This window comes from Leptospira dzoumogneensis (assembly GCF_004770895.1).
Lineage (GTDB): Bacteria > Spirochaetota > Leptospiria > Leptospirales > Leptospiraceae > Leptospira_B > Leptospira_B dzoumogneensis.
This window is the reverse complement of record NZ_RQHS01000019.1, coordinates 227,367-253,464: the sequence shown is the minus strand read 5'-3', so window position 1 is coordinate 253,464 and position 26,098 is coordinate 227,367. Positions and strand designations below refer to the sequence as shown.

Annotated in this window: 23 protein-coding genes, 1 rRNA gene and 1 pseudogene; 15 read left to right on the top strand and 10 right to left on the bottom strand. The window is 40.3% G+C overall.

Translation table 11 applies throughout. From position 1 onward, the window contains the following. Window positions 1–34: 34 nt before the first annotated feature. A complete protein-coding gene (locus EHR06_RS14745; protein WP_135757699.1) occupies window positions 35–2,629 on the bottom strand; it encodes a response regulator in 2,595 nt (864 codons plus the stop codon). A gap of 223 nt (window positions 2,630–2,852) precedes the next feature. Between EHR06_RS14745 and EHR06_RS14740 the strand changes: the two genes are divergently transcribed. The 7 genes from EHR06_RS14740 (at window position 2,853) to EHR06_RS14710 (ending at window position 11,572) form a co-directional block, all read left to right on the top strand. Next, on the top strand, window positions 2,853–3,557 hold the full coding sequence (locus tag EHR06_RS14740; protein ID WP_135757698.1) for a 7-carboxy-7-deazaguanine synthase QueE: 705 nt from the start codon (window positions 2,853–2,855) through the stop codon (window positions 3,555–3,557). 2 nt (window positions 3,558–3,559) lie between these two features. Beyond that, window positions 3,560–6,397 carry a DEAD/DEAH box helicase gene (locus EHR06_RS14735; RefSeq protein WP_135757697.1) on the top strand — a complete coding sequence of 946 codons (2,838 nt, stop codon included), beginning with the start codon at window positions 3,560–3,562 and terminating at the stop codon, window positions 6,395–6,397. Window positions 6,398–6,482: 85 nt separating this feature from the next. Next, window positions 6,483–6,701 (top strand): hypothetical protein, encoded by a 219-nt coding sequence (locus EHR06_RS14730; protein ID WP_135757696.1) that lies wholly within the window; start codon window positions 6,483–6,485, stop codon window positions 6,699–6,701. 5 nt (window positions 6,702–6,706) lie between these two features. Next, window positions 6,707–7,108: a type II toxin-antitoxin system VapC family toxin gene (locus EHR06_RS14725; protein WP_135757695.1), complete on the top strand. Its 402-nt coding sequence runs from the start codon at window positions 6,707–6,709 to the stop codon at window positions 7,106–7,108. A 212-nt stretch (window positions 7,109–7,320) separates the two neighbouring features. Then, window positions 7,321–9,723: a phenylalanine--tRNA ligase subunit beta gene (gene pheT / locus EHR06_RS14720; RefSeq protein ID WP_135757694.1), complete on the top strand. Its 2,403-nt coding sequence runs from the start codon at window positions 7,321–7,323 to the stop codon at window positions 9,721–9,723. A 3-nt stretch (window positions 9,724–9,726) separates the two neighbouring features. Next, window positions 9,727–10,284: a gamma carbonic anhydrase family protein gene (locus EHR06_RS14715; protein ID WP_135757693.1), complete on the top strand. Its 558-nt coding sequence runs from the start codon at window positions 9,727–9,729 to the stop codon at window positions 10,282–10,284. 133 nt (window positions 10,285–10,417) lie between these two features. Next, complete coding sequence (locus EHR06_RS14710) at window positions 10,418–11,572, top strand: bacteriohemerythrin (protein ID WP_135757692.1); 1,155 nt, start codon at window positions 10,418–10,420, stop codon at window positions 11,570–11,572. Window positions 11,573–11,579: 7 nt separating this feature from the next. Here the strand turns inward: EHR06_RS14710 and EHR06_RS14705 are convergent, their stop codons facing one another. The 4 genes and pseudogenes from EHR06_RS14705 to EHR06_RS14690 all read right to left on the bottom strand — a co-directional run bounded on the left by EHR06_RS14705 (window position 11,580) and on the right by EHR06_RS14690 (window position 14,275). Further along, a complete protein-coding gene (locus tag EHR06_RS14705; RefSeq protein WP_135757691.1) occupies window positions 11,580–12,206 on the bottom strand; it encodes an LIC_13215 family putative lipoprotein in 627 nt (208 codons plus the stop codon). Window positions 12,207–12,234: 28 nt separating this feature from the next. After that, window positions 12,235–12,330: pseudogene (locus EHR06_RS19275) on the bottom strand (DUF3052 domain-containing protein); the annotation flags it as partial. An 81-nt stretch (window positions 12,331–12,411) separates the two neighbouring features. Continuing rightward, window positions 12,412–12,996 (bottom strand): cytochrome C oxidase subunit IV family protein, encoded by a 585-nt coding sequence (locus EHR06_RS14695; RefSeq protein WP_135757690.1) that lies wholly within the window; start codon window positions 12,994–12,996, stop codon window positions 12,412–12,414. A 94-nt stretch (window positions 12,997–13,090) separates the two neighbouring features. Continuing rightward, window positions 13,091–14,275 (bottom strand): hypothetical protein, encoded by a 1,185-nt coding sequence (locus tag EHR06_RS14690; protein ID WP_135757689.1) that lies wholly within the window; start codon window positions 14,273–14,275, stop codon window positions 13,091–13,093. Between the two features lie 83 nt (window positions 14,276–14,358). On the opposite strand from EHR06_RS14690, the gene EHR06_RS14685 reads away from it, so the two are divergent. The 3 genes from EHR06_RS14685 to EHR06_RS14675 all read left to right on the top strand — a co-directional run bounded on the left by EHR06_RS14685 (window position 14,359) and on the right by EHR06_RS14675 (window position 16,773). Then, window positions 14,359–15,153, top strand: coding sequence for an LIC13212 family protein (locus tag EHR06_RS14685; protein ID WP_135757688.1), 795 nt, complete (start codon window positions 14,359–14,361; stop codon window positions 15,151–15,153). A 353-nt stretch (window positions 15,154–15,506) separates the two neighbouring features. Then, the gene (locus tag EHR06_RS14680) at window positions 15,507–16,064 is read left to right on the top strand and encodes a hypothetical protein (protein WP_135757687.1); all 558 of its coding nucleotides are present in this window, start codon (window positions 15,507–15,509) and stop codon (window positions 16,062–16,064) included. Between the two features lie 136 nt (window positions 16,065–16,200). Next, window positions 16,201–16,773, top strand: coding sequence for a hypothetical protein (locus tag EHR06_RS14675; RefSeq protein ID WP_135757686.1), 573 nt, complete (start codon window positions 16,201–16,203; stop codon window positions 16,771–16,773). Here EHR06_RS14675 and EHR06_RS14670 read toward each other — a convergent pair whose 3' ends face one another. Continuing rightward, complete coding sequence (locus EHR06_RS14670) at window positions 16,774–17,004, bottom strand: hypothetical protein (RefSeq protein ID WP_135757685.1); 231 nt, start codon at window positions 17,002–17,004, stop codon at window positions 16,774–16,776. 58 nt (window positions 17,005–17,062) lie between these two features. Beyond that, entirely contained in the window at window positions 17,063–18,415 is a 1,353-nt protein-coding gene (locus EHR06_RS14665) for an MFS transporter (protein ID WP_135757684.1), read from the bottom strand. A 225-nt stretch (window positions 18,416–18,640) separates the two neighbouring features. Here EHR06_RS14665 and EHR06_RS14660 point away from each other — a divergent pair, with 225 nt between their 5' ends. The 5 genes from EHR06_RS14660 to EHR06_RS14640 all read left to right on the top strand — a co-directional run bounded on the left by EHR06_RS14660 (window position 18,641) and on the right by EHR06_RS14640 (window position 21,580). Next, a complete protein-coding gene (locus EHR06_RS14660; RefSeq protein ID WP_008589782.1) occupies window positions 18,641–18,868 on the top strand; it encodes a (2Fe-2S)-binding protein in 228 nt (75 codons plus the stop codon). Further along, window positions 18,865–19,533, top strand: coding sequence for a RibD family protein (locus tag EHR06_RS14655; RefSeq protein WP_135757683.1), 669 nt, complete (start codon window positions 18,865–18,867; stop codon window positions 19,531–19,533). Before EHR06_RS14660 ends, EHR06_RS14655 begins: the two co-directional genes overlap by 4 nt. Then, window positions 19,530–20,174 (top strand): biosynthetic peptidoglycan transglycosylase, encoded by a 645-nt coding sequence (locus EHR06_RS14650; RefSeq protein ID WP_135757682.1) that lies wholly within the window; start codon window positions 19,530–19,532, stop codon window positions 20,172–20,174. Before EHR06_RS14655 ends, EHR06_RS14650 begins: the two co-directional genes overlap by 4 nt. Window positions 20,175–20,301: 127 nt before the next feature. Then, window positions 20,302–20,418: ribosomal RNA gene (gene rrf / locus EHR06_RS14645) — 5S ribosomal RNA — on the top strand. A gap of 613 nt (window positions 20,419–21,031) precedes the next feature. After that, window positions 21,032–21,580: a hypothetical protein gene (locus EHR06_RS14640; RefSeq protein WP_135757681.1), complete on the top strand. Its 549-nt coding sequence runs from the start codon at window positions 21,032–21,034 to the stop codon at window positions 21,578–21,580. Between the two features lie 84 nt (window positions 21,581–21,664). Here EHR06_RS14640 and gcvP read toward each other — a convergent pair whose 3' ends face one another. From gcvP to gcvT, 3 genes are read right to left on the bottom strand one after another with little or no spacing between them, the layout of a single operon-like run. Next, window positions 21,665–24,553: an aminomethyl-transferring glycine dehydrogenase gene (gcvP, locus tag EHR06_RS14635; protein WP_135757680.1), complete on the bottom strand. Its 2,889-nt coding sequence runs from the start codon at window positions 24,551–24,553 to the stop codon at window positions 21,665–21,667. Between the two features lie 9 nt (window positions 24,554–24,562). After that, window positions 24,563–24,955, bottom strand: a complete 393-nt coding sequence (gene gcvH, locus EHR06_RS14630; protein WP_135757679.1) for a glycine cleavage system protein GcvH — start codon at window positions 24,953–24,955, stop codon at window positions 24,563–24,565. A 15-nt stretch (window positions 24,956–24,970) separates the two neighbouring features. Further along, entirely contained in the window at window positions 24,971–26,083 is a 1,113-nt protein-coding gene (gene gcvT / locus EHR06_RS14625) for a glycine cleavage system aminomethyltransferase GcvT (protein ID WP_135757678.1), read from the bottom strand. Window positions 26,084–26,098 lie beyond the last annotated feature (15 nt).

The following is a 26,098-nucleotide window of genomic DNA, read 5'->3' as shown; positions in this document are numbered from 1 at the left end:
ATGGCTTGGGACCGGCGGAAAGCGGCATTAGAACTTAGGCCTTGGACTTGGGAAAGAGAGTATTCCCTGCTTTTCTCATTACATGGACCAGCTCTTCGAATACGATCGGCTTGGAGATATAATCGTTCATCCCGGCTCTTAAACATAGATCCCTGTCCCCTTGCATTGCTGCCGCAGTCATTGCAATGATATAAGGTTGGGATTCTATAGGCCAAGTATTCCGAATGACCTGAGTAGCTTGTAGTCCATCCATCTCTGGCATATGAACATCCATAAAGATCAGATTGATCTTTTTTTCTCTAAGAGCGATCAAAGCTTCTTTTCCATTCGGAACGATAAACGGTTCATAACCTAATTTTTGGATAATTCTTTTAGCCAGGGTTTGATTGATCTCATTATCTTCCGCCACCATGATCTTGAAAGGAAATTGAGAACTTAAAATTTCTTTTTGGCCGGCAAGATAAGAAGATCTAGTATTCGCCTTTGCCTTAGTTCCTCCCTCCGCTAAAATTTCGGTCACGATCCTTTCTATATCTTTTTTCTTAACAGGTTTACTCAATTCTCCGGAGAATAATTCCCCGGCGACTTCTTTGTCTTTAGGATCCAGGAAAGAAGAAGATAGAAGCACTAATGGAAAATGGAAATTCCTTTTGCGAATCTCTTGAGCGATCTCTATTCCCGTATTTCCAGGAAGATTATAATCTAAGATCCCTAAGTCGGGCATGATGTCCAAATCAAGCAGATTTAATGCTTCTTCTTTTGATTTAGCGGAGAAGGTTATAAGTCCTAAAATTTGCAGCTGATATGCTAGGATCCTGAGGTTGGTAGGGTTATCATCTAGTATAAGAACTTTCTTATTTTCTAATTCTGAGTTTGCCGCTTTTTCTTTGATCTTTGTCTGATTATTTCCTTCTACCTGGATATAAAAGGAGAAGGTTGTACCTATATTCAGTTCACTTTCCACCCAGATGACTCCGCCCATCATTTCTATCAAACGAGAAGAAATAGAAAGCCCAAGTCCAGTTCCTCCGTATCTTCTGGTGGAAGATGTATCTACTTGGTAGAATGGTTGGAATAATTCTTTTTGTTTCTCGGTAGGAATTCCAATCCCGGTATCCCTAATCGCAAATAGTATCGTATATAGATTCCCTTCTAATTTAGAAACTTCTGCAGATAGGAATATCTCTCCTTGTTCGGTGAATTTTAATGCGTTCCCGATGAGATTGATAAAGATCTGTTTTAAACGCAGGCTGTCGCATAAGATCCTATCGGGAACGTTCGGATCCAGATAATAGACCAGATCTATCTGCTTCTGCGCGGCTCGGGATCTGAATAGATCCAAAACTTCTTCGATAGTTTCTATGACTGAAAATTCTCTTATTTCCAGAGACAGGGTCCCGGATTCAATTTTAGAATAATCTAAAATATCATTGATGATATTGAGAAGACTTTCCCCGCTTTTTTGGATGATCTCAGCGTATTCTTTTTGTTCCTTATTCAGATTGGAATCGATCAGAAGTTCCGTCATTCCGATCACTCCATTCATAGGAGTTCGGATCTCATGGCTCATCATCGCCAAAAATTCCGACTTGGCGCGGTTTGCTTTTTCTGCTTCTTCTTTTGCTTTTTTGAGATCGTGTTCATAGTTTTTGCGCACGGAAATATCCGTGAACAAACCGCAGACTGAATACACTTCTCCTTCTAAGTCCACGAGAGGAACGATCACACAATAGAATGTTTTTTCTTCCTCGGAAACGATTAGGTCCAATTCGAAATCCAATGGGCCTTGTTTTTCCAGGGATTTTGCAATGATGGTAGAAATGAATTGAGCCTTCTCTTTCCCGAAAAGGTTTTCCAGTCCCATATCCTTTCTTTTATCTTTACTGTCCAGAAACCGGTTTGCAAATACTTGGTTGTGGAATAGAGTTCTTCCTTCCAGATCCATCATACAAAACGCAGAAGGTAAATTGTCCAAGATGGAAAGAAGCCTGGATTCACTTTCTATCAATCTATCAGTGATCCTTCTCTTTTCTTTGATATCTTTTTGGACCGCAAAGGAGCCGTAACCTACCACCAAAAACGAAACAATAACTAAAGTAAGCAGTGAATAAGCGACTCTGGTCCCTCTCAAAGAATTTGTGGCATTTCTGCTGTTCAGAAGCCTTAATTCTTCTTCCTGCATATTATTTAGCAGCTCTCCGATCTCTATCAGTGTGATCCCTTTTTTGGATTCGAAAGAGGTCGGCTGTTTTTCTGCGGTCGCGATCAGGTTGGAAATTCCCTGGATCCGTACATGTTGGATCTGATTGTCCTTGGTAAGATTCTGTAGTATCTTGATCTCACTTTTTAAGTTGGAAAATAAGGATCTGGTATTTTCGGAGGCAGCGTCCTCAGTATAAGCTTGTGCGATCCCGATCTCTCTAGTGATACTTTTACATTGGTCAATTTCTTCGATGACAGTAAATGTGTGTTCTATTAAAACTCCGGAGTCCTTCAGCTCTATCATTCCATACAAGCTGATCAAACTTGCTATGATCAATAACAAGGTCAGAGAGAAAAAACCGATCAGCACTTTCCATTGCAAGAATTGGGACTTTTCTTTGATTTTTTCTAAAAAGGAAAATTTCATGAAGGAGTTCTAGTACTTTCGAAACGTAATAAGGATCTCAAAAAGGCTTCCAAATTTATTACACGTACATATGTCTTTCAACAAGCTTTTTTCGGGATTTTGATCGCCCCATCTTGACTGGATCGGGCCAAAAATCATTCTGGTATTCTAATAAACGGTTTTTTCTGGATTCTTGTAAAGAAAGCAGGTAAAAATCTTGTACCTTGGAGACCAATTCCTTAGTATGAAATCCGTCGTTCATGAAATTTATCTCTCCGTTTCCGGAGAAGGAATTTCAACAGGTTTGCCCACAATTTTTGTCCGGTTCGCGGGATGTTCTCTCAGATGCGGAATGGACGGGAACCGCAAACTTTGGTGCGACACTCCGTACGCTCTTTCTCCGAATGCGGGGAAACAAATGGAGTTAGAAGATGTGATCTCGGAGATAGGATCCATTTCTTCTTCTCCCACACAAATACTTCTGACGGGCGGAGAACCATTAGAAAATTCGAATAGGATTTTCAGCCAAACATTGGCGGAAAAATTGAAACAGTCCAGGCAAGTTTCGGGGATGTATACGAGGGTGAGGGTGGAAACAAACGGGGCGGAGCCGATCTCCGATTTGGAAAATATGGTCTTTACCCTGGATTATAAACTCCCCGGTTCCGGAATGGAAAACAAAATGATCTTGGACAATTTGGAATTTGTCCGGGATAGAAACGATAATTTGGATGAGATCAAATTCGTAATTAGAGATAGAAAGGATTTTGATAGAACTTTGGAAGTGATAGACGGTTTTAAATTAAGGGGAAATCTTTTGGCTTCTCCCGTATTCGGAGAGCTTTCTCCCGAAATCCTTGTAAATTGGATCAAAGAAAATAATAGAACGGATCTTCGTCTTTCACTGCAGACCCATAAATATATCTGGGGAGAAAAAAGGGGAGTTTGATCTTGGACTCTACTTTGCAGCTCAGTCTAGATTTCGAATCCGATTCCTCCAGCGGATTCAGAGGGGATTCCTGTTATCTCAAGGATGAACCCGAATTAGGAATTGGAAGGATAGAAAGTTCCGACTCAGGAAAATTCCAGATCTATTTTCCATCTTCTGATACCAGAAAAACCGTCTCTGAAAATTCTAACAGACTCAAAATTATAGGATCTTATCCGACTGCATTCACTGAATCTTTTGCGGACCCTGAATTATTGGATCTAAGTCTACAAGCATTCGAGTTAAAGCTCACCCATGCATACGATAAACTTTCCGCGCTATCTAATTCAAGAACCAGACTTCTTCCTCATCAGATAGAATCCACTTTCGTGGTGGTGAATTCTCTCCGGCCTAGATTCATTTTGGCGGACGAGGTAGGACTTGGTAAAACGATAGAAGCAGCTCTCGTAATGAAAGAGCTGATCTTTCGTAGAGGATACAAAAAGGTCTTGGTCGTGGCGCCTTCTCCGCTTCTTGTCCAATGGAAACAGGAATTAAAGAATAAATTTAACGAAGACTTTGAGATCGTTAAAAGGAAGAACTTCTTAGCAACCGGTGAGAAAAACTGGAAAAATTTCAAACATGTAATCACTTCCGTAGACTTTATTAAAAATCCTAAATACGCAGAAGAGATCTTAAAAACAAAATGGGACATCGTAGTTTTCGACGAGGCACATCGTTTAAGAAGGGATTATCATAAAGTTACTAGAGCTTATTTATTCGCGGAGAAGATCGCCAAAAAATGTGAATGTCTACTTCTTCTTACCGCAACACCTTTCAGAGGAAAATTAGAAGAACTGTATTATTTGGTCCATTTAGTGGACCCGAATCTGCTCGGACCATATCATACTTTTATAAACGATTATGTTCTCGGAAATAAGAGCGGCTTAAAAGAGAAGATCTCCAAGGTCCTTTTAAGAAGAAGAAAAGTAGAAGTAGGCGGATTCACCAAAAGATTCGCCAAAACCGTAAAGATAGAATTATCCGATGTAGAAAGACAGTTCTACAACGAGACGACAGAGTATGTTCGCAGAGAATATAATCTAGCGATGAGGACCCAAAACAGGGCAATCGGATTTGTGATGATCGTATTCCAAAAATTATTGGATTCTTCCGTATTCGCGCTTCTTTCCGCGTTGTCCAAACGTAAGTTCATGTTGGAAAATCGACTCCATCGTTTGCAGGCAGTCGGCAATAAATTAGAAGAATGGGACCTGGACGAAACGGAAGGAGTCGAAGACTTCGTTTCCGATCTGGATGAATCCGCTCCTTCCGATCTTGCAAATCTGAGAAGAGAATTATTATCCTTAAACAGGCTCATTCTTTTAGGCAAGAAGATCAAAGAAGATCGTAAAAGCCAGAAACTAAAAGAGACGATTGCAAAGCTCAAAAAAGAAGGACATCCTAAATTTATAATATTCACTCAGTTCAGAAGTACCCAGGACTTCTTGGCTTCTACCTTATCCGAATACAAAGTCACTTTGTTTCACGGATCTTTGAGCGCGGATGCAAAAGAAGAAGCAATCTCTGAATTCAAAACAACCTCTGAAATTTTGATCTGCACGGAAGCGGGCGGAGAAGGACGTAACCTTCAGTTTGCAAACGTCCTATTTAATTACGACTTACCTTGGAGTCCTTTAAAGATCGAACAAAGGATCGGAAGGATCCATAGATTCGGGCAAAAGGATAACGTATTTATCTTTAACTTCGCTTCTAAGGACACGGTTGCAGAGAGAATTTTAGAAGTTCTATCCAATAAGATCAGGCTTTTTGAGGAATCTATCGGAGGTTCCGACGAATTACTTGGAGCAATCGAAGACGAATTAGATTTTCATTCCAGCTTCATGAGATTTGTTACAGGAAACAAAAAGTTAAAAGAAGTAGAAGAGGAAATCGATCAAAGGATTAAGATTGCCAAAAAGGGTTTCGAAAAGCTGGGCTCTTTGGTCACTCCTAAACTATTGGATTTTAATTTAGAAGATTATTATAAAACCACTCTACAGGAAAGATCTTTTACCAACCAACACTTGGAGACCTTTTTTGTTCGTTATGCTAAAAAATATTCGGATCGACTGAACTTTAAACTTAAAACCTTAAAACCTCAGGTCTATGAATTGGATGGTACAAATTACAAAGGGAAGAAGGCCACATTCAATTCGGAACTTGCTTTGGCAGACGATGGATTGGAATTTTTGGCATTCGGCCATCCTTTGATCGAAGAAGCAGTCCAATCTTTCCTAAAAGATAGATCCGGCTGGAAGATCGGATTTTATAGAACTTCCGGCAACTTCTTATACTTCGTATTTATAGTAGAATTCAAATTTTCTTTGGACAGAAAAGAATTGTTCGTTGTGGAGGTAAACCGACGAAGCGGAAGTTCCAAAGTATTGGAAAATCTTCCGGAAACAGTCAGAGAGAATCGATTCAGATCTTCCGAGACCGAACTGCCCGATGATACCGAAAAATATTTCGTGATCGCATGTGAGACCTTGGAATTTACATTAGAAGATAGAAAAAAAGAATTATACGAACAAACTAAGGATCTATTCCAAAAAGAAGAGTATAAGATCCGAAACAGCAACCAAAACACTCTTCGCCAATTAGAAGAAAAACTAATGAGGCAAGAGGCTGCTTTCAAATGGGAAGGAAGACCCGAAAAAAAATCCGCAATGAATCGAACTAAAAACGAGATCCAAAAAGTAAAAGAGGATTTTGAAGTAGAGTTAAGAAAGGTAAAAGTTGGAAAAGAGATTCATCATAGATTCGAACTTTTCCAAGCATATCTTCCTGGATCTGAGTAATAAAGATTCCGCACTTGGAATCAATATTCCATTTATTGAATATAATTTTTCTTGCTTTGAGGCTAAAAGATAGTAAGCTTCGGGCATGAATATAAAATCTGCGACGAAACAAAAATCCAAAAATTTAGCACAAACAAATCGAATGCCAAAAGTAAAACAACCTGCCCAAAGCAACGAGGACCTTAAAAAAGGATCTAACGTACTTTCTATTCCAACCAAATCTGAAAAGATGCGTATCCTAAACCAACTCAAAGGTTCAGTTACTGAATTGTCTGATATTACCCTTCCGATTTTCAAGGATTGAATTGGATGGTTCTATTAGACACACATATCTGGATCTGGTGGGTCTCCGGTTCGGATCAATTGAAACCTGCAGAGAGGCAAATACTCGATTGCTTGTCCGAACCTCCTGCTATTGCTGCGGTGTCTTTATGGGAATTATCTCTTCTTTTCCAATTGGATAGAATATCATTGAACCTTCCGATTTTCGAATGGTTAGACTTAGCGACTAGACCTTCTTTAGTTCAGATCATAGATTGTTCTCCTGAAGTCGCAAAGGAACTTATCAAACTGCCGACGGATATGCACAGAGATCCTGCCGACAGAATGATCCTTGCCACTGCAAAGGCAAATGATCTGGATTTGATTACCCGGGATAAAATTTTAGATCGGTTTGCAAAAATGGACTCACTTAGGATCCAGAATTTATAGTCTGCTTATGGGTTTCAGGGAGAAGCGAATATAGTTTTATATATTCCTGTTCGGCTCTGCTTTTTGGGGAACCTGCAATCAGGGTTTTACTTTTGGTCAGAACGTATTAATAACAGGACAAACTTACGATAGTTTACTGCTGGACACTAGCCCCCTCTATCCGCTTTTGTTAAACTACTCCGCCAGATATTCGGCCTTAGGAGACAGTTTACGTGAAATTATCCCTGGATTGGATTAACGATTTTACCCCTATTAAGGATGTGTCCCTCGAGGATATCCTGAAAAAAATTGCGGCTTCTATATGCGAAGTGGATGGGGTAGAGGATTATTTTTCTCATTTGGAGAAGGTTGTTTTAGTTAAGATCGAATCTTTAGAAAAACATCCTCAGGCAGATAAACTCCAAGTCGCTCAGGTTTCTGACGGAAAAAATAAGATCCAAATCGTTTCAGGTGCTCCTAATTTAAAAGTAGGGGACTTGGTCCCGCTTGCTATTCCAGGTGCGGAGTTGGGAGATAAAAAAATCCTAGAGTCAGAACTTCGTGGAGTAAAAAGTTCCGGAATGCTTTGTTCCGAAAAAGAACTGGGACTATCCGAGGAAGATGCAGGTGTTATGGTCCTGGATGATCCGGAAGCAAAACCTGGTCAGAACTTAAGAGAGTATTTTGGGTTCAGAGATACTATTTTCGATATTGATAATAAATCTATCACACATCGTCCGGATCTATGGAGCCATTTCGGATTTGCAAGAGAACTTGCAGCCCAATTAAATTTACCGATCAAATTCAATCCTTTCGAAACGAACTGGGAATTTTCCAAAGACCTGGCTTCTCCAAAGGTAAAAGAAACGGAATACGCACATTCTTATTATTCATCTTCTATCGAAGGAATCCAGATCAAACCTTCTAACAAAACCGTTCGTTCTCGTTTGAAAAAATGTGGAGTGAGGGTGATCAATAATGTGGTGGATGTTTCCAATTATCTATTATTGGAAGCAGGACAGCCTACACATTTCTTTGATTCGGATAAATTATCCGGACTAGGTGGGATTGAATTAGAAGTGGATTACGCGAAGAAGGATGAAAGTTTCTTACTTCTAGACGAAACTTCTCCTAAACTTGATCCTGAAATTCTGATCATTCGTAATTCTAAAAAAGGTGTCGCCATAGCAGGTGTGATGGGCGGTGCAGATACCGCAGTGGATTCCAATTCCAAAAAAGTAATTTTAGAATCCGCAGTTTTCCCAAGAGAGTTCGTCCGTAAGTCCATTCGGAAAACGGGGATCCGTTCCGAGTCTTCTGTTCGTTACGAAAAAGGGCTCGAAGCAACAACCACTCTTCCGATCATAAAGAGAGCTTTAAATCTTCTGAAAGAGAATGGTTGTCCTGATCTGAAAGCGAGCCTTCCTTCCGGATACATTCATACTGCGGATAAAAAAGTGGAGATCGAAGTCAGCCTAGACTTCTTAAATAAAAAACTAGGAACAGAGATCGATCAATCTACTTCGGATAAGATCTTAAAACAACTTTCCTTTTCGACTGAATGGAAGGGAAATACTGTTAAGGTTCTTGTTCCAAAATACAGGCATAATTACGATATCACCATTCCGGAAGATATAGTAGAAGAGATAGGCCGAACTTTAGGATATGCATCTATTCCGGTTCGCCCATTGGCTTCGGATGTAAAACCTCCCACTCGGAATTTTTCTAGAGAGCTGGAAAAACATTTAAAACGGACCTTCTCCCAAATCCTGGGATACAACGAAGTATTCAATTATTCTTATGCTTCCTCTAAAGATAATTCTTTTGAAGAAGTAAAAGATTCCATTAAGATCCTAAATGCAATGCCGGATGAGCAGGCTTATTTGAGGACTTCTTTATATCCTTCTCTATTGAAAAATATCAGGTTTAATTCTGATCGATTCGAAAAACTGAGAATTTTCGAGTTCGGACGCACTTATAAAAAAGCGGAAGAGCCTTTCAACGAGTCAAAATGGTTTGTTTGGGCGGTATCCTTCGGTAGGAAGTCCAACGAAAAGGATCTAAATGTTTTAGAGTCCGATTTTTTAGAAACAAGGACCGGCATTGAAAAAGTATTAAGACATTTAAACTTAAGAGAGATCGAATGGAAGATAGAAGAAAAAAGTTACTTCCATCCTAAGGCTTCTCTTTCCTTATTTGTTTCCGGTAAAAAAGCGGGAGAGTTGGGATACGCTCATCCTGCCGCTTTGGATACTGCTGATATCAAGAAGAGAGTTATTTTAGGAAGATTTGAGTTCGCTTCCTTATTAGAAGTTTGGACCCAAGATAGAAACAAAAACTATTTTGCTGCTCCTTCTCATTTCCCTCAAACGGAGATAGATCTTTCTTTGGTGATGGATCTGAATGAATCTTCTTCCAAATTCAGTGACTTGGCTGTCCAAGAAAAATTCCCCGAGTTACAGGACGTAAAAGTTACCGTCGTATTTACCGGCGGAAATCTTCCGGAAGATAAAAAATCCGTTTCTTATAGATTTAAACTTTTGAGCCAGGACAAGAATTTAACCCAGGAAAGGATCAAAGAGATTACGGATCGTCTCATCCAGATCGCAAATTCTTCCGGTTATCCTCTTCGTTAAACTATGAAAATTCACGAGACAGCATTCATCCATCCGGCTGCGACTGCATTCGGTATGTTGGAGATGGGACCTCTATCTTCTCTCTGGCCGGGTGCTGTTGTTCGTGCGGATCTGAATGAGATCAAATTGGGTGAAGGTGTTAATATCCAAGATAATAGCACTCTTCATACTGATTCTACCGGAAGCTTATTCATAGATGATTATACATTAGTAGGTCATAATACGATGCTTCACGGTTGTAAGATCGGTAAGGGTTGTTTGATCGGGATCGGTGTTGTCATTTTGGACGAGGCAGTGATCGGAGACGGTGCGATGATACTTGCGGGTTGTATGATCCGAGGTGGTAAAAAAATTCCTCCGAGAGCTATGGTGCTCCCTAAGAACGGGGACATCGTCATTTACGAAAAAAAAGCAAAACCCGAGATGAGTATCGCAGGTTGTTTGGAATACATACAATTAGCGAAAAGATTCCAAGAGAACGTATTCAAACCTTTCACAAAAGAAGAAGAAAATTCTTTTGTAGAAGAAGCAAAGTCTATCATCAAAAGATACGGCATTTGATTTACTTTTTGAATATCTCTCTTCTTTCCATTTGATATAAATCAATTCCTTTCGTTCGATTTCTGATTCGTTCTGAAGCTTACTCACGAATCCTTGTAACAGTTTTCCGTAAAACAGCTATAAGGATGATCTCATGTATGACGAAAGGGTTATAGAAAAAATCAGAGGCATTTGGAAGACATTCGATCTTTCTTTAGGAATTCCTGAAATAGACAAACAACATCTGTGGTTGATCGGGATCCTTGCGGACTTGGAAGATAAACTGGAGTCGGGAACTAGATCCGAATTGGAAGTTACATTTACGAATGCGCTTTCTAAAACCTTGGATTATGCGACGGAACATTTCGCTCTTGAAGAAAAACTTTTAGAGAGTATCGGCTACACAAAACTAGGACAACATAGATTACAACATATGCGGTTTATCACCGCTTTAAGGAACCGTGTCCGTAAAAGTTTCGAAGGAGATTTTGAGAACGCGGTTTTGGATCTTCTTAAAAACCTAAAAAAATGGCTGTTTAGACATATACTGAGCGAGGACAGACAATACGTGGATGCTGCTATGGTCCATGTTGATGATAAAGTAACGGATTGGATGCAGAGGCATTTACATGCGTCCAGTTATGCGGATGAGATTGAAAGATTATACCAGTTGGTTTTGTTCTCCGGAAGACAAGAGGTCTCTATAGAATTCAAAAAACTGGGAGAAGAAAATCTAAAACTGATCTCGGACCTATGGTATCGATATAAACTCAAAACCGGGATCGCGATCGTGGATATCCAACACCTATGGCTTTTACAACTATTGGTAAAAACGGACAAACTATATAAACAAAGATTAAAACAAGAGATAGACGCGGACTCCTTGAGCGCTCAGTTAAAGGAAGCCATCTATGAAACGATAGAATATATCCGTGAACATTTTAATACGGAAGAAGCTATCATGCATAATTTCCATTATATCGGTGAAAAAAATCACCAAAAACAACATGAGAGATTTAATATTCTAATTAACGATATGATAGAAAGAAGTGAAAAGGAAGAGCTGGAATCTTTGGCAATTTTGATCCAGGATTTAAAGGATTGGCTGGTAAGCCATATAGCGATAGAAGATAAAAAGTTATTCTATTTCTTTAGATCCCGCCTTTCAGAAGTAAATGAGTATGTTCGGAATCTGAACAAGGAAGGTAGGATCCATATCTGGAAGGACGCGGTCTCGATCTACAAACTTCTAGTAGACTACGAAGATATTACGGAAGATAAAAAGCCTAAGTCTTTAAGACGCAGTTAATCGAGGGTTATATCTTTTCAGTCAGAGTTTGGATCGTGTTTAAGATCTTTTTATTCTTCTCCGAAAACTCCGACTCAGGCACTGTTCCAGTAAATATATAAACATTTCCTTCTTTGAAAAAGATCCATTGAAGGGTCCGGATCTGTTTTTTTTCCGGAGTGTTTGGAAGAACGAACTTGGATTCAAAAAAGATACATTTCTCTTTTCCGAAACCGCATTTTTGAGGAACCGAAAGTATTTCGTATTCTTTATATATATTCGAATACAATCCGCTGATAGAAGCCACGTAATCTTCTAAGGTTGCTTTGGAATATTTTGCAGGGATCGGTTCCGACACAAAATTGATATTGGTCCTGATCTCGGAACCCTTGTTTTGTTCAGGCTCGAAAAGATAGAACATCACCTTAATATTTTTATCGTTTTGGGATTCTCTTTTATTCTTAGAACGATTCGGATCTGAACTATCTCGGTTTGAATCATATTCTTCATAGATCCATCCTTCGTAATTTAACACTAAACCAAGTTCAGGGATCTCGATTGTTTTTTTGATCTCAGGAACTTTTTCGATACAGGCAAAACATAAAATGATCCCCGGTAGTAAGAAACCTAGACTGTAACGTTCTAATAGGATCATGTTCAAATTTCCGAATATTTGATTGAGTTTAACTTTTTCTTCTTCTGAAAAGTAGGCCGGACCAAACCGAATCGATTGCGCAGACTTTAACGTCTACCAACCCTGTCTTCAAGCCTATTTCTTGCGCTGGAAGGAAAACCTTAGGCTACAAAAAAACCGGCTTGAAGCCGGTTCTTTTGAAATACTCGCATATGCTGTCTTATTATTAGTAAGGGAAGCCGGCGAAAATTTTTGCTCTTGTGTAGATATCCGCTACGGAGAATCCGAACAGAAGAAGTAAGAACAAGAAGCCGGATCCGAAGATCACTCTGTTCATTACGTTATCATATTTAAGGTGCATGAAGTAAGCTAATACTAAGGAAGCTTTGATGGTCGCTACAAGCATAGCGATTACAGTGTTCATTGCTCCGAAGTCAACTTGAGCTACCAATACGGTGATGATAGTTCCAACGATCAGTGCAGCAAACACAAGAGAGTAAGTCTGAACGGAGATCAGATGATGTCCGCCATGACCATGTTCTTCTGCATGAGAAGAAACTGAACCAGGTGCTAGTTTAGTCTTACCTGCTTCGATAGCTTTGATTAAAGCCTGACCGATCATAGTGGACTTATTCTTTTCGAGATAAGCCTTGAGTCTGTCCTCTTCTACGATTTGAGCCAACAAGTTAACGGCAAATCCAGCAACGGTAGCATTTACGATCGCTCCCGCTCCGACAACAAATCCAGTGAAGGGAATCAAGAATCCGATACTTACGATAATATACAGCGCGTAATTGAGAAACAGTTCCATCTCTTTTCCTGAAACCTGAGTAATATCTGCAGGCTGAGTTCCCCGAAGGGATTGGAACCAGTCTCGGAGGCAGGTAAAGAATCACAAGTACATTTCAGGGACCCAGAACTCGGATGCCGCTTTCCGAAACGATTTTGGCCTCTTCCCAAGGATCTTGGTTTTTTTGGGCCGGGAGACGGACCCAAATTAGGTTTTTCTGGTTCGGTCTTCTATAAGGGGAGAAGAATGTGGAAAGTGGAAGAATTTCCCAGCCTGTTTCCTTCTCCCAAATTTTTAATCTAGAATAAGGATCTGAGTTTTGGACTTTGGGTAAGAAAAGAAGAAGATCGTTTCCCTCCTTAGGAAATCTACGTCGAAGCTCCAATAATAAACAGCCCATAGTCCATCTGAAATTGACTTCCGAAATTTTACGCAAAATTTGGATCCCTTTAGAACGATAAAAGAAAGAATCCACGGAACCATATCCTTCGTAGTTTGGATGGAATTTGGAGATCTTAGAAAAACTTTCCGACATTCCGGAAAGATAATTTTCGATTTCAAAAAATTCTCCCATCCAGGTCCCTGAGTATTTTCCTTTATGATCGTTGAGTAGGATCGTACCTTCTTCTATTTTATATTCTCCGTTTTTTGCGGAGAATAATAAGCTAAAATCTTTGGTTCTATCTGCCCAGGTCTCGATCAAAAAAGGTTCTCTTTTTACCTTTAAGAATAGATAGGCTAGATCTTTTAACCCGGAAACATCTCTAAACTTCTGAGCGCCTGCAAATCCAAACTCGGTCTTAAAAACGAATTTTTGATCCGGAGAGAAATGATCTTTTTCCTTTTTTATGAATGTCTCCCAATCTTCTGAATTACGGATGGAATAAGAAATTAGATCTTCATTATGTTCTCGGTTCCAATCGTTTTGGTTTAATTTAGATCCGTACGTTTTTGCGGGATCTGCAAGTGTTTGATCTATCTCTAAATTTCCGGTGTTGGAATTCCAACGGGAGATTTTTCCCCACTCTTCCAATTGGATCTCTTTTTCCTTTTGCAAAGATTGTTTTAGATTTCTGAGAAGAATAGGTTTTGGGATCTGTATTCCCTTCTCCCTCCAATATTTGATCCAATTTTCTTCGGGAGGAGAGTGGGCTAAAATTTTTGCAGAGTCCGGGAAAGAGTTTAAGACTAAAAAAGAGGATTCTAAGACCGAATTCCTGGCCTCTAACTCTCTCGGAAATAATTTTCCAAGTCGGAGTTCTTCTTCGAAATAGGCATTCGGGCGGAAGATTCGAGGCATAATTAGGAAAGAACCCTGAAAAAATCCTTTTTAGGATCAAGAATAGGGTATAGTCTTTTCGATATTTAGAAGGAAGGCATCTAATGAAAACCCTTATCTTTCTTATAATTTCTCTTTTAGCCGTATTCATACAAATAGATGGGGCTCCTAAAATCCTAACGATGGAAGAAAGAGAAATAGAACGCCAGATCGAAGCAATTCGTAAGGCAGGGTTTTCCGATATTGAGATAGATAATTTGCACGCTTCTATCTCTCAAAATATCCATCAGATCAATAAGATCCTTCAGATGGAAACCACCAAAAAAGCGTTACGTTATATCGGTGACGAACCTCAGGAATTACCTCAGTTCTTAAAAACAGACAGGGATAATAAACCTTATCTGGAATTGGATATGGGTTCCGGAGAATCTTTCTGGGACTTCCCTAAAACTTATCTTTATAACGCACGTATCTTTATCTATCCGGGAAGTAATCCTGAAAAATTAGAAAAGATCATTATGCAATTCAAACGTACGAACTCCAACGGAGAAATTTTCGTAAGAGAGATGCGCAGAGTGATCAACGTGGATCCAAAAGGACCTCAGATCGGAAGTGAAGGAAAAAGAACTCCGAACAATAATAAAGAGATCAAATTGGAATATTACTCCAGCCACGATACTGAATTGATCTGGCCGGATACTCCTGTTCAGTCCATGGCTCCTAGTGTGGAGACCAAACTACATGAGGAAACCAATCCACTACCTTATAATAAACAAAAACAGATTATCGTAACGTATAAGAAATACCTTCGTAAGGTGGACAAGAACGTTCGCCATAAACTGAGAGACCTTGAGTTGAACCAGAAAAGACTGGTTTCTAAAATGTTGGAATTCCAATAAGAGGAATTTTACAACTTTAGAATAAGGGGAAGGCGGACCGATCGGTTCGCCTTTTTTTGTTTGAGATATATCAGTATACTGTGGTTCTTCCCCGGCTCCAGAAAAAGGAAAATCTGTGGCAAAACTATCCGTATCTCTTGTCGTAGAAACTTCTTACTAGCTTATCCTTTAGCGCATGACGTTAGTTCCTAGTCATTGGATAACAATTGTTATCTACCTAGGTAAAACAATGTATCCCATAAACAGGGGTAAGGTCGGTATTTTAAGAATATCCAATGGATATGTAATTGGATCAAAAAAATGTTTTCGGTTTCTCGCTTGCCTTTTCTTGGCGAAAAGGATTCTATTTACCGATGGCTATCCATTCCGTGTTCGGTAAATTACAATTCAAACCCGGCGAAGGGGAGATTTGTGTTTTATCTTCTCCTTATGAATTCGAACCCGCACTTTCCAGTTTAGGGGCTCCGGTCGATCGAGCACTAAGGTCCGGAAAAAGATACAGACTCATACTTGCATTCGTTCAAACCGAAGTTGAGATCCGTAATATTGCTTCTATGGTTCCAACTACCTTAATAGACGATGGACTTTTATGGTTAGCCTATCCCAAGAAGACATCCCGTAAATATAATGTATCCATTCATAGGGATGCAGGCTGGGATCCTCTTGGAAAGATCAGTTTCGAAGGTGTAAGATTGATCTCTATAGACGATGATTGGTCCGCACTTAGATTCAGGCATACTTCTCACATTAAAAATATGGAAAGAGACCCAAGCCTTACCGTAAGTGAAGAAGGTAAAAAAAAGACGGTCTCTAAGAAAAAACCCGCTAAGAAGAAAACCGTTCCTAAAAAAGTTTCTCCCAAGAAAAAAGCAGTATCTAAGTCTCCTAAGAAAAAGGCTAAAAAGAAATAAGAAGGATTTGATTTTTTCGGATCCAGCAATTTTTCTTAAATTCCTTTCCGTCTTTTTGCAAAAAGGAGTCTTTCCTGATGTCTATCAGGATAGGTTTCCAAAGATATTCCTTTGGAAAATAAAGCGGTGTATTCTCATGTCAGAGAAGTTTTTGAGCCTTCTATCCAAATTTAGTTTTTATAATATAATCAGTATTCTGCTGTTCTCGGCGTGTACTCCCTCTATTGATAAGACACCGTATAAAGAATTAAGAGAACTCGCATTCGAAACTGAATATGATGATATAGGGATCCAAAACCCGAAGGGTAAAACGGTCGTTTATGGGATCATCATGGACTGGCCTACCCAAAGAGAGATAGTTACTTTAGCCACATTTCTTTCCGGAGACGCGAGTATCTTCTTAACTTCAGGAGCTTCTTTCATCGGCGGTGGAGGAAGAGAAAGTATTAAAAAAAGTTCCGTACGTCTTATCCACAAATATGCGTATCTTTGGAAACAAGGGAAGAAGGTCCGTTGGACCCCGAATCCAGACCTAGATCAGGTCCGATTCTTTTTCTTAACAACCCAAGGCACTTATTATCTGGAAGATACCGTGAGTGAAATAGATTCGGATACTTCTACCCTGACGCCGATCTTTGACGAGGCCCAGGCAGTAATCTCTGAAATACGGATAGAAGCGGAAAAAGAAAAGGACGATGACGACGAGTGATCAACTCGCGGAATCTCTTCTTACGATCAAGTCGCTGATCACTTTTTCTTCTGTGAGATATTTACGATTTAAGTAGGAGATGGCGTAGTTTAGAAATTTAGGAATTTCTTTACCGGCATCCAAAAGATCCAATTTGGTTTGGGTCAATTCGTCCATAGTCGCCAAAGCCAATTTTCTTTGGCTTTGGTGGGATTCGAATTCATCCTCTGTATGGAACTCTGTGCCTGCCACGTTTTAAGTATAAACGAGAAGTTTAAAGATTACAAGCAAAAGCTTGGAAGAAGGAGGACTAATGTCCTCCGTTTCTTTCCCAATCCTTCGCTTTTTCGATCCCTCTTTTTTCATTCACGAATATATTGATGATCAAAGAGATAAAGAAGAACACTGCAACCACTAAGAATGCATTTCTTAGATCGAAAATTTTCTGTAATATACCGATCGCAAAAACTCCGATAGCGGCCGCCAATTTTCCGGAAAGACCCCAGAGACCGAAAAATTCTCCAGACTTGGATTCAGGGGAGAAGACCCCTACAATTGCTCTACTTGCTGATTGAGTGGATCCAACGCCGGAACCTGCAAGAGTTCCAAAGATCACGAACACCCATTGCACAGAGATATCGACACCTAACCCGTTTACAAAACCGGTGATCTCTCTTACGAAATAAATTCCGATCAAACAGAATATCCAGAATACCAAAGTGATATTGAAAGTTCTTTTAGCTCCGATCTTATCCTGAACAAACCCGAAGAATATCGCGCCTATCATCGCGAAAAATTGAAGTAATACGAATAATGCAGCTTCTTGTCCGGATGTGATCTTGATCTCTTGGTTCCCGTATAAGAATGCAAATGCGATCACGATAGCAAGAGCAGCCATTGAGAAAAATAGAGAGATCAAATAGATGACCAGGTCTTTGAAATGTCTTATCGACTTGATACTCTCCGATAATTGTTTAAAACCTATAGTGAGGTAACTTTGCCCCTCAGGTATTTTGATAGCCGGCTGGTATTCTTTCAAAAGTAAGAATGTTGGAATTCCAGCTAACAGGAAGAATAACGCTGTAAGAGGTCCTACAAATCTAAGAGATCCGTAGATCGCAGGATCGATGGAAGGTGCCACAAGAGTCTGGACCAAAAATACGGAAAGAAGTCCTCCCATATACCCGACTCCCCAAGCATACCCTGAAATTTTTCCTAATTCTTCCTTAGGGCCTAAATGAGGCAGGAAAGAAGAGGCAAAGTTTTCTCCGGAAGCGAAGAAGAAGTTGGAAAGAATGATTAAAGCAAAACCTAATTCCCAAGAACCTGGAGTGGATACTAACCAAAAAGCTGCGGTGCTGATCACACAGCTGAGATAACTCCAAAAAAGGAATGTTTTCTTTTTAGCGGAGAAGTCGGAGATAGCCCCGAATAACGGACCGGTCAGTACTACTAATAGATAAGAGAAAAATAAAGCTAATCCGAATAAAAAATTCCCGTCCTCGTATGGATTTGCCGGATTGGAGGAGGTTGGAACGATTACTTCGGCGAAAACTCTGCAGTAGATGACTGTTATGATTACAGTGGTATAACTAGAATTGGCGAAATCGAACATGCACCATCCGAAAATTTCCCTTAAGGGAGCGCGTTTGGTCACTTGCATTCTGTAGGTTTCCTTTATGGAATTTTCCGAATGAGGATGAGCTTCAAAGTCCGGTTGTCAACGAGAAATATCCCTTCTGGAATCCGTTATAGAACCTTTGGGTTCTCAGTCCGTATAGTGGACTAATTCGTTTACCAGATAGAAAAAAATTCTCTTGATCCTGGCCTTCTTATGTTTAGCCTGAGTGATGGTTTTGCTTTCGGCGTCCAATAATTAGAAGGCCTGATGAATTCTTCCGACTTTAGTCAAATAGACCTAAACGCCCTGATGCGACCCAGAAAGGTTTGCGTATGCAACCAAGTATCCGAAGAGGATATTACAAATTCTATCCGCAGAGGGAATGACACTTTGGGTAAATTGATGAGAGACACAAGTTGTTGTACCGGCTGCGGGACCTGCAGAGGAAGAGTTCTCAAATTGCTTTCCGAAACCTTAGCTTCCAAACCTCAATGAGCCGTCCCTTTTTAGCCGTGAATATGGCAATGACCTTGGACGGAAAGGTATGCCGTCCCGACGGAAAATGGTACGGCCTTTCTTCTAGAAATGATAAAAGAAGAATGGACCAGATCCGCTCCGAAGCGGACGCACTCATCCTAGGCAAAAACAGCCTTCTCAACGACGATCCAGTCACTCATCTTAGGTATGTCGAATCGGAGAAGGAGCCGAGGGCCGTTCTACTTGTTAGGACCGGGACATTACCTTCCGATAGAAAAGTATTCCATTTTTCTAAAGTGAAACCGCTCATATTCTGCACTTCTAAAAATGAATCCCAGGTTAGATCCGAATTATCGGAGTTTGCGGAGATACTTCCATTAGAGGGAGAAGATCTGGATCCGGAGATCATCCTGAAAGAATTGGAAAAAAGAGGACATTCCAAAATACTTTTAGAAGGAGGACCAAGACTGAATGATTCCTTTTTCAGAAAAGGACTCGTGGATAGACTTTATCTTACTATAGTTCCGTTCTTTATAGGAAAATCCGGGCTGCCTTCGATCACAGGTGGAGAAGAGGCATATTTTAACTTTGATAAATCGGATTGGAAACTTGTATCTTCCGAACAGATAGAGCAGGAAGTATTTTTGATTTACGATAAACAAAACAACCCTGAAGTCCAATGAGAGAAGGGGATCATTTCTTACATAGATGGTTTTTCTTTGGGATCAGAAGTATTCTGGTATTAGTATTCCTTCTTCTTATCTATTACCAAACTTTTCCTGAAAAAAGGATCTTATTCAGAGAGAATAAATTAGTCTACCTGCCGGAAAACTTGGAGTCGGTTCCTCTCGAAAACGATTGGGTAAGGATAGAAGAATTACCTCCGGGAAGTTTAGAATACTTGGTAGAGGTAGAAGACTATAGATTCTATAGACATAGAGGTTATTCATTAGCGGATATACAGTCTTCTATAATACAAGCGGTCTTTTTTTTCAGAAGATTAAGAGGTGCAAGCACCTTGGACCAACAGCTCGCCAGAACGTTATTTTTATCCAGAGATAAAACATTAACACGTAAACTAAGAGAGATCAGAATTGCCCAGGCCTTGGACGAAGAATTAGGTAAGAAGGGAGTTTTGGAATATTATCTGAATCTTGTGTATTGGGGTCGTGGATTGAACGGGATCTATAGATCTTCCAAATATTATTTTAATAAACATCCAGGAAAACTTCTTCCGAGAGAATTCAAAGCTTTGGTCCAAATATTAAAAAAACCGGATGCATATTCCAGAGAAGAAGTCAGAGCGCTCTCTTTGGAATATTGAAACTGAGATTGATGCCGAGAGGCGGGGGAAAATTTCGAAAATTCGGCTTCTTCTTCCTAAAAACTTCTTCTTTTTCTTTGAAAAAAAGTAGACTTCCGAGGTCCGCCGGGAATACTGGTTATAGATTCTCGGTGATTATAGAGAGAGGGTCACACCCGTTCCCATCCCGAACACGGAAGTTAAGCCTCTCATCGCTAATGGTACTGCATGGTTCGCTGTGTGGGAGAGTAGGACGTTGCCGGGTTTCTACTGTAATCATATAAGGCCGGACTAACCTCCGGCCTTTTTTATTTCCTTTTACATTTGCCCTAAAACTTAAACTCCAATCCTAAACTTAGTCTTATAATACATTTCAAATCTAAGACCGGGGCTTATCTATCCTGATTATTCTGTATCGATCGGAAATCTGGACGCTCAGTATAAAGTTTGGAATACGGCCGATCTATTTAAACACCATTACAAATAGTGAATATGATCCGCTTTTCTTTGCAGATGTAATATCGAGCGTTCGAAAAAAGATATTTCCAAATGAAATTTTTTTCCAAAAATTGCATCTTATTTATTTTGTGAGCTTGACGATTCGAAGACTCGATAGTAGAATGCGGACCGCTCTGAAGGTATGGACCCGGGGAGTTAATGTTAGATTAGATGGGCATTTTATATCCTTATTACGGGTTCCAGTTGATGTACTATGGCGGTTGATTCCTGACTGTGTTTGGTCGGGAGGAATTCCCCTCCCGACCCACCTTTTTAAAACGATTCTAATATAATTTTTTTGAAATATAGGAATATTTCAGATCGCAAATTCTTTTTCGATATAGATCCTTGTCGAACCATTCGATTTAGGAGTCGATAGAATGTATCGTAAGCCGATATATCTTTTAAAATTCATAACTAGTATTCTCTTTGCAGGTCTGCTTATTTTAGGCGGGACTTCTCTTTCTGCAGAATCCCAATGCCAAGGTTTATCCAAAGGTCAATGTGAGTCCGATTCGGATTGTACTTGGGTTTCCGGTTATAGCAAACAAGACGGAACTAACGTAGACGCTTATTGCAGGGCTAAACCTGGAAAGGCTTCCGATTCAGCAGATTCTTCTAAAAAATCTAAGGCTAAGAAGTCCAAAGAGAAGGACGAAGACGACGATAAAGACGAGCCTAAGAAAAAGAAAAAGTCTAAGAAAGACAAGGATGAGGATGACGATAAGGAATCCAAGAAATCCAAAAAAGATAAAGATGATGACGACTCTGATTCTAAGAAGTCCAAAAAATCCAAGAAGGATAAGGACGATGATGATGGAGATTCCAAAAAATCTAAAAAGTCAAAGAAGTCTAAAAAAGACAAAGATGACGACGATGGAGACTCCAAGAAGTCTAAAAAATCCAAAAAGAAAAAGAAAGACGATTAATCCTTAATTTCGTTCTTCTTAAAACAAAAAGACCGGAGCCAAAACCCCGGTCTTTTTTTATTATCTTCCGATATTTAGAAAAAATTAGAGATACGATTCTAAAGGAAGACAGGAACAAACCAGGTTCCTATCCCCATATACGTTATCTATTCTTCCTACATAAGGCCAGAATTTATGCTCTTTAGTCCAAGGTGCAGGATAAGCAGCCTTTTCTCTGGAATAAGCATGGTCCCAATTGTCTGAGATTACCATCGCAGAAGTATGAGGTGCATTTTTGAGAGGATTGTCTTTTGGATCCGCTTTGCCTTGTTCAATTTCTTGGATCTCTGAATGGATGGAGATCATCGCTTCACAGAAACGATCCAATTCTTCTTGGGATTCTGATTCAGTAGGTTCTATCATCAAAGTTCCAGGAACCGGGAAAGACATTGTAGGTGCATGGAATCCGTAGTCCATCAGACGTTTTGCAATATCTTCTACTTCTACACCGCTGGTCTTTTTGAAAGGTCTTACATCCAGGATACATTCGTGTGCAACGAATCCGTTTTTACCTTTGTAAAGTACAGGGAAATAGTTTTCTAAACGTTTTGCAATATAGTTCGCGTTTAGGATCGCCGCCTTAGTTGCATGCTCTAATCCTTCTGTTCCTAAAAGTGCGATGTACACCCAAGAGATCAGAACGATACTTGCACTTCCCCAAGGAGCTGCGGAAACGGCACCATGTTCGTTGCCTGTTCCGTTATCTACAAGAGGATGGCCGGGTAAGAACGGTTTTAGATGTTCTGCAACTCCGATCGGTCCAACTCCTGGCCCGCCACCACCGTGAGGAATACAGAAAGTTTTATGTAAGTTCAGATGGCAAACGTCTGCGCCTATATTCGCAGGTCTTGTGATCCCTACCTGAGCGTTCATATTCGCCCCGTCCATATAAACCTGTCCTCCATTCTCATGAATGATGGAACAGATTTCCTTAATAGGTTCTTCGTACACTCCATGTGTAGAAGGGTAAGTGATCATCAATGCAGCTAGGTCTTTAGAATGTTCTTTAGCTTTTGCTTTCAGATCTTCTAAGTCTACGTTTCCTTCTGAATCGCAGGCAACCACTACTACTTTGAATCCAACCATCGCGGCAGAAGCAGGATTGGTTCCGTGTGCAGAGATCGGGATCAAACAAATGTCTCTCTCCTTATCTCCTCTGCTGATATGATAGTTTCGGATCGCGAGAAGTCCCGCATATTCTCCTTGAGAACCTGCATTCGGTTGCAGTGAAATTCCTGGGAATCCAGTCACTTGTGAAAGCCAAGATTCTAATTGAGAGAATACTGTTCTGTATCCTTCTGTTTGGCTTGCAGGTGCGAATGGATGTATATTGGAAAACTCAGGCCAGGTAACAGGGAACATTTCCACAGTCGCATTCAGCTTCATCGTGCAAGAACCCAGAGGGATCATAGAAGTAGTAAGAGAAAGATCTCTGGATTCCAATTTTCTAATATATCTCAACATTTTTGTTTCTGTATGATGAGAATTGAACACTGGATGTGTAAGATATTTAGAAGTTCTGATAAATTCGTTCGGGATAGAAATTCCTTCTAAGGAAAGATCGATCTTGGAGATCCCGAATACCGAAAGAATATCTTCTAGATCGGAAACTTCTACAGTTTCGTCCAGAGCGATTGAAATTCTGCCATTTCCTAAACTTCTGAAATTGATCTCTTTTTTAGAGGCCGTATCTATATAAGTTTGGGCCTTGGGTCCTAGATCTAAAACGATCGTATCGAAGAAAGTTTTGTTTTGGATGGCAAAACCTGCCTTCTCCAAATTTTTAGCCAATGTTTCAGCCAGTCTATGAACTCTAAAAGCGATATCTTTTAAACCTTTAGGTCCATGATACACGGCATACATAGAAGATAGAACTGCTAATAGAACCTGTGCGGTACAGATATTAGAAGTAGCCTTATCTCTTCTGATATGCTGCTCTCTTGTTTGTAGAGAAAGTCTGAGTCCAGGATTTCCTTGGCTGTCCTTGGAAACTCCTACAAGTCTTCCCGGCATATTTCTTTTAAATTCGTCTTTCGTTGCGAAATAACCTGCGTGAGGGCCGCCGAATCCATAAGGTAATCCGAATCTTTGGGTGCTTCCTACTGCTACATCCGCTCCGAATTCTCCGGGAGCTTTTAAAACTGTGAGTGAAAGTAGATCCGCAGCACAGATTGTTAGAGCTCCAACATTATGAGCTAATTGGAAGAAACTTTCGTAATTATAAATGGTTCCTTCTGTTCCTGGATACTGAACGATTACTGCAAAATAATCTTCGTTTAGTTCTGCGTTTAAATGATTTCCGATTTTTACTTCGATTCCAAGTGGAAGCGCTCTTGTGCGAACCACATCAATTGTTTGAGGATGGCATAACTCGGAGATAAAAAGTAATTTGGAAGTTTCGTTTTTACGAATTCCATATGCTAAGAATACTGCTTCTGCGGCAGCGGTAGCTTCATCCAAAAGAGACGCATTCGAGATTTCCAAACCTGTCAGATCCATGATCATTGTTTGGAAATTTAGAAGCGCCTCTAATCTTCCTTGGGAAATTTCAGCTTGGTAAGGAGTGTAGGCAGTGTACCAACCCGGATTTTCCAAAATATTTCTTTGGATCACTCCAGGCATAACGCTTGCTTGGTAACCGGAACCGATATAAGAACGATACAACTTGTTCTTAGAAGCGATCTTTTTCAGATCGTTTAAGATCTTTCTTTCGGTAGAGGCCTTAGGAAGATCTAAAGCTTTTTCCAAACGAATTCCTTCCGGAACTGCTTTTGCCACCAACTCTTCCAACCCGGATAATCCAAGTGTGGATAACATTTCCTTGATCTGATCTTCATCAGGACCTATATGCCTTCTCGAAAAAGTATCCAAAGGATCGAGTGGGTGATTCATTTCAGTTTGTTTGCCGGATCCGTTCCAAGTTGCAATACTCATTCTATTTTCCTAATCCAGTTTGCTCACGAATTCTCTGTAAGATTCGGGATCTAATAATTTCTCCAATTCGGGAGGATTGATCCCCTTAACTCGGATCATCCAAGATCCGAAAGGATCCGAATTCACCGCAGCCGGGTTTTTGGAAAGGTTCCCATTAACTTCGACTACTTCTCCGCTGATAGGAGCGTATAAATCTTCCGCTGCTTTTACGGATTCTATCGTTCCGAATGTGTCCAGTTGTTTGATCGATTTCCCTACTTTTGGAAGGTCCACAAAAACGATATCTCCGAGTGCCGCCTGGGCATAGTCAGAGATCCCGATCAATGCGGTGTCCCCTTCTACTTTTACCCATTCGTGTTTTTCTGTGAACTTATAGCCCGGAGGTGCGTTAGTTACTGCCATTTGAAAATCCTTAGTTTAATTTTTCCGAATGCTTCCCGGAATGAAAGATTGGGTGAATATAATTGCGGACTTTGCCTGTCCTCTGATCTCTATCTGGATGGATTCTCCATGTTGGATCTTTTCAGAGTCCACGAGTGCGAGTCCTATTCCCTTTTTTAAGGAAGGGGAGAAGGTACCGGAAGTGGTGATCCCGATATTTTTGCCGTTCGAATCTAAGACCGGCATATTTTCTCTTGGGACGCCTGCTTCTTGCAGTTCGAATGCAACGATCTTTCTTTTAGGCCCTTCTTTTTTTTCGGAGATGATCTCTTGGTATTTAGGATAAGGAGTTTTCTTTTCTTTTACGATCCAGCCTATCCCGGATTGGTTCGGACTTCTGTTTTCGTCCAACTCATGACCGTAAAGGGGATATTTTGCCTCGATCCTAAGTGTGTCTCTTGCTCCTAAGCCTACAGGAAGAAGTCCTTGGTCTTTTCCGAACTCCAGCAGTTCCTTCCAGATCTTAACGCCGGTAGGATTAGAGCTGTAAATTTCGAATCCGTCTTCTCCAGTATAACCGGTCCTGGAAAGAATGATCTCTTCTCCCGAGAAAGGGAATAACACGAATTTATAATATCCGATATGGCTTAGATCCGATTTAAAATAAGAAGAAAGTATCGGATCCGCTTTTGGACCTTGGATCGCAATCTGATGCCAAGAAGCGCTTTGGTTTTCTAATTTTGCGGAAGCCGGAACATATTTTTTCAGATACTCGTAAACTGAATCCACATTGGATGCGTTTGCGCAGATCATATATTTTTGGTCGTTAAACTTGTAGAGAGTGATATCGTCTACGAGGCCGCCATTCTCATTGATGATTGCGTTGTACTGCACTTGTCCGTTCGCTAGGGACGAAACAGAATTACAGGTAACTGATTCCAGAAAGCCGAGGATGATATCTGCCTGACCTTCGATAAAAATCTCACCCATGTGAGAAACATCGAATAGACCGGCAGCTTGTCTGGTCGCTGTATGTTCAGCAATGATTCCTGAATATTGAACAGGCATGTCCCAACCGCCGAAAGGGATCATCTTAGCGCCTAAAAGTTTATGCTCCTCGTGCAGAGGCGTGGTTTTCCATTGGGACATAAGCGTTTGGGGCCA

Excerpts from the sequence above, each read along its gene's own strand:
- EHR06_RS14745 (WP_135757699.1), bottom strand. The coding sequence starts at position 2,629 with ATGAAATTTTCCTTTTTAGAAAAAATCAAAGAAAAGTCCCAATTCTTG.
- EHR06_RS14740 (WP_135757698.1), top strand. The coding sequence starts at position 2,853 with ATGAAATCCGTCGTTCATGAAATTTATCTCTCCGTTTCCGGAGAAGGA.
- EHR06_RS14730 (WP_135757696.1), top strand. The coding sequence starts at position 6,483 with ATGAATATAAAATCTGCGACGAAACAAAAATCCAAAAATTTAGCACAA.
- EHR06_RS14725 (WP_135757695.1), top strand. The coding sequence starts at position 6,707 with ATGGTTCTATTAGACACACATATCTGGATCTGGTGGGTCTCCGGTTCG.
- EHR06_RS14715 (WP_135757693.1), top strand. The coding sequence starts at position 9,727 with ATGAAAATTCACGAGACAGCATTCATCCATCCGGCTGCGACTGCATTC.
- EHR06_RS14710 (WP_135757692.1), top strand. The coding sequence starts at position 10,418 with ATGTATGACGAAAGGGTTATAGAAAAAATCAGAGGCATTTGGAAGACA.
- EHR06_RS14705 (WP_135757691.1), bottom strand. The coding sequence starts at position 12,206 with ATGATCCTATTAGAACGTTACAGTCTAGGTTTCTTACTACCGGGGATC.
- EHR06_RS14695 (WP_135757690.1), bottom strand. The coding sequence starts at position 12,996 with ATGGAACTGTTTCTCAATTACGCGCTGTATATTATCGTAAGTATCGGA.
- EHR06_RS14690 (WP_135757689.1), bottom strand. The coding sequence starts at position 14,275 with ATGCCTCGAATCTTCCGCCCGAATGCCTATTTCGAAGAAGAACTCCGA.
- EHR06_RS14685 (WP_135757688.1), top strand. The coding sequence starts at position 14,359 with ATGAAAACCCTTATCTTTCTTATAATTTCTCTTTTAGCCGTATTCATA.
- EHR06_RS14680 (WP_135757687.1), top strand. The coding sequence starts at position 15,507 with ATGGCTATCCATTCCGTGTTCGGTAAATTACAATTCAAACCCGGCGAA.
- EHR06_RS14675 (WP_135757686.1), top strand. The coding sequence starts at position 16,201 with ATGTCAGAGAAGTTTTTGAGCCTTCTATCCAAATTTAGTTTTTATAAT.
- EHR06_RS14665 (WP_135757684.1), bottom strand. The coding sequence starts at position 18,415 with ATGCAAGTGACCAAACGCGCTCCCTTAAGGGAAATTTTCGGATGGTGC.
- EHR06_RS14660 (WP_008589782.1), top strand. The coding sequence starts at position 18,641 with ATGAATTCTTCCGACTTTAGTCAAATAGACCTAAACGCCCTGATGCGA.
- EHR06_RS14655 (WP_135757683.1), top strand. The coding sequence starts at position 18,865 with ATGAGCCGTCCCTTTTTAGCCGTGAATATGGCAATGACCTTGGACGGA.
- EHR06_RS14650 (WP_135757682.1), top strand. The coding sequence starts at position 19,530 with ATGAGAGAAGGGGATCATTTCTTACATAGATGGTTTTTCTTTGGGATC.
- EHR06_RS14640 (WP_135757681.1), top strand. The coding sequence starts at position 21,032 with ATGTATCGTAAGCCGATATATCTTTTAAAATTCATAACTAGTATTCTC.
- gcvP (WP_135757680.1), bottom strand. The coding sequence starts at position 24,553 with ATGAGTATTGCAACTTGGAACGGATCCGGCAAACAAACTGAAATGAAT.
- gcvH (WP_135757679.1), bottom strand. The coding sequence starts at position 24,955 with ATGGCAGTAACTAACGCACCTCCGGGCTATAAGTTCACAGAAAAACAC.
- gcvT (WP_135757678.1), bottom strand. The coding sequence starts at position 26,083 with ATGTCCCAATGGAAAACCACGCCTCTGCACGAGGAGCATAAACTTTTA.